General features: G+C 55.5%; 8 protein-coding genes. 6 read left to right on the top strand and 2 right to left on the bottom strand.

Going from position 1 to position 8,595, the window contains the following annotated elements; all coding sequences use genetic code 11:
- Nucleotides 1-26 precede the first annotated feature (26 nt).
- The gene (locus Pan97_RS24690; protein WP_144977485.1) at nt 27-920 is read left to right on the top strand and encodes a hypothetical protein; all 894 of its coding nucleotides are present in this window, start codon (nt 27-29) and stop codon (nt 918-920) included.
- 13 nt (nt 921-933) lie between these two features.
- Here Pan97_RS24690 and Pan97_RS24685 read toward each other — a convergent pair whose 3' ends face one another.
- Nucleotides 934-1,233 (bottom strand): hypothetical protein, encoded by a 300-nt coding sequence (locus Pan97_RS24685; protein WP_144977483.1) that lies wholly within the window; start codon nt 1,231-1,233, stop codon nt 934-936.
- 2 nt (nt 1,234-1,235) lie between these two features.
- Entirely contained in the window at nt 1,236-1,997 is a 762-nt protein-coding gene (locus Pan97_RS24680) for a metallophosphoesterase family protein (RefSeq protein WP_144977480.1), read from the bottom strand.
- Nucleotides 1,998-2,404: 407 nt separating this feature from the next.
- Here Pan97_RS24680 and Pan97_RS24675 point away from each other — a divergent pair, with 407 nt between their 5' ends.
- The 5 genes from Pan97_RS24675 to Pan97_RS24655 all read left to right on the top strand — a co-directional run bounded on the left by Pan97_RS24675 (nt 2,405) and on the right by Pan97_RS24655 (nt 8,591).
- The gene (locus tag Pan97_RS24675; protein WP_144977477.1) at nt 2,405-3,280 is read left to right on the top strand and encodes a hypothetical protein; all 876 of its coding nucleotides are present in this window, start codon (nt 2,405-2,407) and stop codon (nt 3,278-3,280) included.
- A gap of 241 nt (nt 3,281-3,521) precedes the next feature.
- Nucleotides 3,522-3,743 (top strand): hypothetical protein, encoded by a 222-nt coding sequence (locus Pan97_RS24670; protein WP_144977474.1) that lies wholly within the window; start codon nt 3,522-3,524, stop codon nt 3,741-3,743.
- A 360-nt stretch (nt 3,744-4,103) separates the two neighbouring features.
- Nucleotides 4,104-7,133 carry a Tex family protein gene (locus Pan97_RS24665; protein WP_144977471.1) on the top strand — a complete coding sequence of 1,010 codons (3,030 nt, stop codon included), beginning with the start codon at nt 4,104-4,106 and terminating at the stop codon, nt 7,131-7,133.
- Between the two features lie 134 nt (nt 7,134-7,267).
- The gene (locus Pan97_RS24660) at nt 7,268-7,750 is read left to right on the top strand and encodes a hypothetical protein (RefSeq protein ID WP_144977468.1); all 483 of its coding nucleotides are present in this window, start codon (nt 7,268-7,270) and stop codon (nt 7,748-7,750) included.
- 91 nt (nt 7,751-7,841) lie between these two features.
- Nucleotides 7,842-8,591, top strand: coding sequence for a hypothetical protein (locus Pan97_RS24655; RefSeq protein ID WP_144977465.1), 750 nt, complete (start codon nt 7,842-7,844; stop codon nt 8,589-8,591).
- Nucleotides 8,592-8,595: the final 4 nt, after the last annotated feature.

Here is an 8,595-nt window from a genome sequence, read left to right as displayed (position 1 = left end):
TTGTCACACGAGGGGGGAACATTCACGTGTCGAAAGCTGTCCACACGCAAGCGTTGGCACTGCTCACCAAGCGAGTCTTCTCCCTAAAGGAGATTCAAGAGCAATTGGAAGCAGGCGAGTTGTCCTGCACGATTGAGCAGGCGGACGATGAAAACAGCGTCCGCACGCTTCAAGGGAAACTGCCAAGCGACGGCCCCATTGTCGCCATCGAGATTGTCGAAGCTCCCTGGCCGGCCAAGATCGAACCGGAACAAGACCTGGGGCCGTTTAGTTACAGCGGAGCGCTCGAGCGAGCTTGTAAGTTCAACGTGAATTGGACGAAGGCCGCGGAAGTTGCTGCCCAGCATCAAGGTGTTGTCCTGGTGCGTATGAGGAACGAAACCTCAGAGCCGTCGACGGCAACCGAGGTGCTTACGCAGTTGATGGCCTTGGCCAAGGTCAGTTTGTCGATCGGCTTACTTCCCGATGTGGCTGGTTATTTCTGCCCCGGCGGCGAGATCTTCGTCCCGGTCGAAGTGCTCGACGAAATTCTCCAGGCCAGCAAAGTCGCCGGGTTTCCGCCGCTGGATCTGTTTGCCAATCTACGGCTGTCATGGCTGGACGATCGCTGGATCATTTTTGAAACGATCGGTAACGCGCAGCTCGGTTTGCGTGACTTCGAAGTGTATGCCGACAGTAAGCAGCACGACTTGAACGACATTGCCGCATGGCTTCGGCGTTGGAGTTGGCAGCACTTGCAGGCCGAAAACGCCCTTGAGGATGGTTCCGTTGCCAGTGGGCCTGGTGAGGGGAGCTTCGACGTGGTTTACGCCGACGATGCACTGTTGCCCCCCAAACGTCCAGTGATTCGGTTGATCGCCCAGGATGAAGCGAAGATGCCGGAAGGCTTGCCGGCACGGCTGCGTATCGATCGAGCGTAATCGATTCTCGCGATTAGCGATTCTTCCGCTGGGATTGCTTTTCCCAGTAACGCAGCAGTTCTTTGCCAATGCTCAAGATGGTCAAAAGCAGCATTGGTGCGGCGAGGGTAACGAACATGAAGCTGAAGCGGTTGGAGAGGGTGCCATCTTTGGAATCGTTCAGCATATAGTGCCCCATCACAAAGAGCATGCTGAGCAGGAAGGTAGCCAGCATGATCGATCCAATGCCGAAGCGTGGACGCCACGGACGCTTGGGCTCGGGTTGGTGGACTTCGGGGGTATTGTCGTCGTCAAAAAGGGGATCGTCGCCCATTTTTAGGACATGGCCGCCAAGATAGGATCGTGGAGAGAGTGGATTCGATTCAGAAGATCGTCCTGAGTCAGGTCATTCGACATGGGGATCATAAGGTACTTGCCCAGCCGGCTGCAACAGTCGAGCACGATTTGACGTGAGTTGGGAGAGGCAAATCCATACTGACACGGCTCGTGACCGGTGATGAAAAGCTCGACTCCCAACTGCCGGGCCAGGAGGTCGACGTTTTCTTGGCGGAAATCACGTCCCCAGACCAGACGGTGCAGCGACCCGCCGCAAGCGCGATCGTGACAGGTCAGTTCCCGGTCGAAGATGCTGGCATCGAAGGGTTCCTCGTCGCACTGCTTCGGCAGGCTATGGGTCACCATGATATGGTCCCCAATCCGAATCGCGATCGGGAGGCTCGCCAAGAATTCTAGCTGAGCGGCACGTACCGCTGGCACGGCATCGCCGTACATCTGTCCCATACCACAGCGGAACATCAGGTTGAGCATTTTGCCCGCTTTCATGATCGGAAAGTCGGTCAGCTCGGCCAGTTCGTGGTTCGAAATCAGAAAGTGAACCTGATCGGGAAAGCGAATCACCAGTTGGGCGATGTCTTCCAGCATCAGGTGAGACATGCATCCGCCAGCCTTGGGGTAGGTGGGGCCTCCATGGCACACTTCCTGAAAAACCAAGTGCCGACGTGGATTACTCTCCAAATCGGCGATATTGAGGATTTGCCGGAAGTTGGTGCGGTTGCCATGCAGGTCTGCCGTCACCATCACATCATCCGTGTTCGATGCATCCAAGTGGATGACATTGCCTCGCCTAAGCGAAGACTCCCGCAAGATTTGCCCGGCATTCTGGTAAGACTCAATCGTTTTTTGGGCCACGCTGGCGGCAACACACATAAGCTTTGATGCGAGCTATAGAAAGGGACGAGAAAACACTGGCGATGTTTTATTGTTGCTAGTGAGCCCCTTCGAGGCAAACCTTATTCATTTAGTGGCCGATCGTATGGGTTATTCCGTCCGCAGAGGCCAGGTGAACGCTTGGTCAGGAAGTTTCTTCCACAATTCCCTAAATTCTTTGCCGAGTCCCCTCAAGATTGGGACCTATACTTCCAGTGAACTTTTCACCTTTTCTCATTGCGTTCTGAAGTCCGATGAACTCCGATCGTCGAAATTCGATGCGATTTTCCGTCGCTCCGTCACGGGTCAAAGCCCAGTTGCGGGTAGGTAAAGATACCTACAAGGCGGAACTGCTGGATGAATCGATGGCCGGCTTTGCCGTAGCCGTCGAAATCCCTCGGCGCAAGCTCGGAGAACAAGGTTTCGTCTGTGAGTCGGATTGTCCCTTATTTGGGGAAATCGCCCGATTGAGCGTGACTGGACATAGCGAATACGAAGTTCAGATTATTAGTATCGTCCCTCGTGAGGACGAATCGGTTTCGGCAACCAAGTCTCGCGTTTGCTTGCGCCTGGGTACCCGGGTTGTTCGCGAGATCTACGGAGAAGACCGCAATTCGGTTGGACGCAATCTGCGTTTGACGGCGGCCATGGGACTGGCCATGCTCTTCTCGCTTTACTGCACCGCGCAGTCATTTTCGGGCCAATTGGCCTCCATGGTGCCGTCGGCAGAGCTGGCTTGGGGCAACATGCTGGAGCAGTGGCAGACCCTTGGTTCAGGGGAACGTTCGTGGCGGAAGGAAATCGCCCATGCCACCAGCCACGGGTACGTCGTGCCGAACAGCGAGGAAATGACTAAGCTCATTGAGTTTTCCAAGTCACTACCCACCCTTCATCGGGTGGAAAAGGTGATGCTCTTCCAGCAGGACAGTAAGTTTCTGCAGCAACTCAATTTGACGGCAGATCAAATGTTAGCCGTTCGCAAAATCGCCATGGAAGCCGAGGCCGCCATGGAGCAGCTATGGCTGCAACTGAAACACGATCAGGAAGTGTTTGCCGAGCAGCTTTCGATTCTTCTGGTCGAGTTGGAAACGCGCATCCTGGCTAATCTGAATTCCGAACAGGCCAAAATGTGGATGCACGCCCAGTTCGGGTAAGCTCCGCTAGCACTGGAGCAATTCTTCGGGGCTAAGCCTGAAATCTGTAACGGCTGGTAGGGATTGACCTGATTTGTTCAATTTTCCCGGATCTTAGGCCGATCAATCCTATTGGACTTGCCCGGTAGAGACACTTGGCGAGCGACCCATTTCGGCACAAGGCCCCTGCACCTTCGCGCTGAATGGAATGACCCCCAAAACGACCCAACGCCGTGCCCGCAAACGCGCGAGGAAATTCACCATGAATCGCTTGTTCTTCATTCTGGCAGCCGTATGCCTTCTGGCGGGTAGTGGCTGCTGCCATCATATCGGGGCGAGCCCCTGCAACAACCCGACCAGCGTCAGCGCACCACCGCCTGCCGTTCAAAGCGGCCCTGGTTCGGCCCAAGTCACGTACCCCTACTACACAACGCGCGGGCCGCGAGACTTCCTGGATCCGGCTCCGTTCGATATTGGATACTAAGCGTTCGTCGCAATTTGGAACACGAAGACGCGAGTGCCGCCCGTCAGAGTCCTCTGAGGGCGGCACTTTTTTGCGCGTTTATCGTTTGAATGCGCGGTAAAAGCAGCAGGCTGCGTAGTTCCTCAAGTTCCCCTGATTTGTGATCCCAAGGCACCACAACGAGGTGACGGTCCAAGATTCATGCAAAACGTGCGTTAAATATGGGGTCATATCTCCCCGCTAATCCTTGACAACCGCCATCGCTGCCCCTATGTTGCCGTGCTGGTATCATCGATACTAGGTATCGCTTTAGTCAACCAGCATTTGCGCTTACGTCAAATCTATGACGCGCAAGTTTGCGAAAGCTCCTCAGGCATCCCCATGGATACGACGATCGTCACGGACCTTCAAGTTGTCGCCCGTGAAGTTGGTATTCCTCTCGAAAAAGTTCAGCGAACCGTCGAACTGCTTGATGATGGGAACACCGTTCCGTTTATTACGCGCTATCGTAAAGACGAGACAGGTGGCTTGGACGAGGAGCAGATCCGCGCCATTCAAAGCAGCAACACGAAGCTGCGTCAATTGAACGAGCGCAAGCGGACCATTCTCAAGTCGATCCAGTCGCAAGAGAAGCTGACCGACGAACTCGCCGAGCAGATCAAGAAAGCCCAGACCCAGAAGCTCCTGGAAGATCTCTATCTTCCCTTCAAACCGAAGAAGCAAACCCTGGCAACCCAGGCCCGCGAACGTGGTTTGGAGCCGCTGGCCCTGGAAGTGCTCAATGATGCTGAAGAGGCCAAAGACCTGAAGGCCCGGGCGGAAGCATTCGTCGATGCCGAGAAGTCACTGGCCGATACCGATGCCGTCATCCAAGGGGTGGGATGCATCATTGCGGAAGTCTTCTCCGAAAACGCCCTGTTGCGGGGGCGGCTTCGTAAGCTGTTCTGGAAAACGGGACAGTTGACCAGCGCGCGCATCGAGAACGCAGACCAGCCAGACAAGTCCGACTCCGACGAAGACGATAGCGATTCCCAAGACGACGTATCGGCTACCCACGAGGAAGAATCCTCGAAGACCACGGAAGTAACTTCCGAAGCCGAAACGAGCGACTCTGGCGAAACAAAGCCCGCGGCGAAACCTGAAACGGACAAAGAGAGCGGGAAGAAGCCCACGATTCAAGAGATTCGCCGCGAGAAACGCAAGCGACAGAAAGAAAAGGAACGTGCCAAGAAGGACAAGGCCTTCCGCGACTACTACGACTATCATGAGCCCGTCTCGAAAATCCCACCACACCGGGTCCTGGCCATCAATCGGGGCGACCGTACCCGATTCCTGAAGGTTCGGATCGAGGTCGATTTCGATAAAATCATCAAGACGGCCGAAGAGGTGGTGATTCCCGAAGGGCATTCGCACGCCGAATACTTGAAGCAGTGTCTGCGCGATAGTCTCAACCGTCTGATCATTCCAGGCATCGAACGGGAAATCCGCCGCGAGCTGACCGAGAAAGCGGAAACGCATGCCATCGAGGTCTTTGCCTGTAATCTTCGTAAACTGCTGCTCCAGCCGCCTGTTCGCGGTAAACGCGTTCTCGCCGTCGACCCGGGCTTCCGCAGTGGATGCAAGCTGGTCGCGATCGATCCATTTGGCAATGTGCTGGGCACCGGAGTGATTCACCTGATTGGTCCTCAGGATCGCGTCGAGAAGAGCCGCAGTCGAATTGTTGAAATGATCAAGCAGTTCGACGCGCAGATCGTCGCGATCGGAAACGGCACTGCTTGTCGTGAAACCGAACAGATCGTTGCCAGCGCCATCGCCGACGAACTGAAAGACCGCGACATTTGTTACCTGATCGTCAACGAAGCGGGTGCCAGTGTCTACTCGACCAGTGAACTGGGACGCGAAGAGTTTCCCAAATTCGATGCGACCATCCGTGGCACGATCAGCATCGGTCGCCGACTGCTGGATCCACTCTCAGAACTGGTAAAGATCAACCCATCCAACATTGGTGTGGGACTTTACCAGCACGACGTCAAAGCGAAGCATCTGCGAGACTCGCTGGACGACGTGGTCGAATCGTGCGTGAACTACGTGGGCGTCGACGTCAACACGGCCAGCCCTGCCCTGCTGAGTTACGTGTCTGGCCTCAATCAACTCACGGCACGTCGAATCTATGAACACCGTCAGGCAAAAGGCCCCTTCCGCTCGCGTGAAGAAATTCGTGAAGTTGCTGGAATCGGGGAAGCCACATTCGTTCAAGCGGCCGGTTTTTTGAAGGTCGTTCCCGCCGAGAATCCCCTGGATGCGACCTGGATTCACCCGGAAAGCTACGAGGTCGCCACGAAGCTTCTGGATAAGCTCGGCTGCTCGTTGACTGAGGTATTGTCGACCGTTCCGTCGCCACCACCGATTGTCGAGAAGCCAAAGTCGTTCCAGTTGGTAGAAGAGCAGGCGGTTGCCGAGCCAGCGACCGAGCCGCAACCGGTAGAAGCCGAGGTTGCCGAAGCAGTTGCATCGGCAGCCACTCCAGCAGAAGCTGGCAGTGAGCCCACCGCCGAGGCAGTTGCATCGGAAGCCCCGGTCGTTTCTGAAGAAGTAGCGGCTCCGGCGGTTGAGTCCAGCAGCGAGGCAACCGAAGTCACCGATACCGTAAGCGACGATCCCGATGTGCCGGCTCCGCAGCCAGCCCCAGCCGAGATCGCGGCATCAGACGAGAATCACAAACAGCTTCTGGCCAAGATTGCATCCGCCGATATCGATAAGCTGGCCGAAGAATTGAGCATCGGTGTCCACCTGGCTCGCGACATTACCGGTGCTCTTTCGCGTCCAGGTCGCGACCCCCGTGCCGACTTCCCACCTCCGCTCTTCCGCCGTGGCGTGCTCAAGCTGGAAGACTTGGAGCCTGGCATGGAGATGATGGGCACGGTGCTGAATGTGGTCGACTTCGGGGCGTTCGTCGATATTGGTCTCCACGACAGCGGCATGGTTCACATCAGCCGTCTGGCAGATCGCTACGTCGCCGACCCGCACGAAGTGGTCAGCGTTGGAGACGTCATTCGCGTCTGGGTGATTGAAATCGATCGCGAACGACGCCGTGTCTCCTTGACTGCGATTGATCCTTCGATTCAAACCGAGAAGAAGGAAAAGCCCCAGGGACGTCCCAATCGCCCTCCCCGCTCAGAGCGTCCTCAGCGCCCGAAGGCGAAAGCCGGTCACAAACCGCAAGCGGGTGGTGGCCACGGCAAGGGCAAACAAGGTGGCAAGCCTCGCCACTCTGAGCGTCGTGCCAAGCCGAAACCTTCCAAGCCGATCACCGACGCGATGAAGGAAGGGAAGGAGCCGCTGCGTTCATTCGGCGACCTTCAGCAGTTCTTCGACATGCAGCGGGAAGATAAAAAGAAGCCAAAGAAGTAGGTTTCTCGCTCGACGCATTCCCTCACCGAAGGCCGAAAACGCTTCCATTCAAAGCGGTGGTGTTTCCTACCGCGATCAGGCGTAATAATGGAATGATCGTATTGCCATGTTTCGCCTAGGGGAAAGACTGACGTATGTCCGACTTTGAAGATCGACTGAAACGTGCCATCGAGCGCGGTGAGAAACGGAGCGAATCGAAGCGACGTGCTGCCGAGGAAGCAGCGATGTCCGATGAGGAATGCCGAGAACTGCACAGTCGATTGCGTCTCAAGGTCTCGGATTACATCGAGAAGTGTCTGCAAAAGCTCCCCAATCACTTCCCTGGTTTCCAGTATGAAACGCTGTTCGGCGATCAAGGATGGGGCGGGGCCTGCGTTCGCGATGATCTCGATCTGACTGGTGGAAGGCGTCGCAATCTCTACAGCCGCATCGAGTTAGCGGTCAAGCCTTATTCGTCAGTGCGTGTGCTGGAACTCTCTGGCAAAGCCATGATCCGCAACAAAGAACTGTTTCATCGAACGCACTTTGAGAAGCTGAGCGAGGTTGACGAAGCCGACTTTCGTGACCTGATCGATTTGTGGGTCGTCGAATACGCCGAGCAGTATTCAGCATCGTAAGCAGGGACTTCGTCACGCTCATTTTGCAGGCTGGTCACCATTCGGCTAATCTGAAGCAAGCCGTTTACCTGGTTTCTTAGGGAGTCTGTCAATGCATTGGTTCGTGATCTGTGCGGTAGTCTTGGGAGCGGAAGCGAGTAACCAGGAGACCGCTAAACCAGAACCTGTCAGTGCCTACCAACAGAAAAACATCCGCGGCTGGGACGTCTTCGTCCATAAGACTTTGCTGCGTGAAGAGAAGGAAACCGGGGATGCCTTGTTGGAGCTTATCGACCACCAGCTCTACGAGATCCAGCGACGCTTGCCAGAGCATGCCGTCACCGCGCTTCAAAAAATTCCGATCTGGCTCGAAAGCGACAACACAAAAGTGAATCCGTGTGCGTGCTACCACGTGTCTGCCGACTGGCTGACTGATAATGGTTTCCTGCCAGAGAAAGCCAAAGCGGTCGAAGTTGCCAGCGCGAAGACGTTCCTGCAGTGGACCAAAGAGCAACCATTCATGCTGCTGCACGAACTCTCGCACGGCTACCATGACCAGGTGTTTGGGTATGACGATTCGCGAATTGTTGAAGCGTTCCAAGCGGCCCAGAAGTCAGGCAAGTACGACAAGGTACGCCACATCGATGGCTCGCAGAAGAAGCATTACGCCATGGATGATGAAAAGGAATACTTCTCTGAGTTGACGGAAGCCTATTTTGGGACCAACGACTTTTATCCGTTCGTGAAGCCGGAACTGAAAGAGCACGATCCCGAAGGTTTTCGAGTGATCGAGATGCTGTGGAATGAAAAACCGATGGCCGATGAAGATCAAGAGTCGGATGCCGATATGGCCTCGAACTAGCTCA

It is taken from the genome of Bremerella volcania, from assembly GCF_007748115.1.
In the GTDB taxonomy this organism is placed as follows: Bacteria; Planctomycetota; Planctomycetia; order Pirellulales; family Pirellulaceae; genus Bremerella; species Bremerella volcania.
Note: the sequence above shows the minus strand (reverse complement) of the source record. Positions and strands in the feature narration are given on the sequence as shown.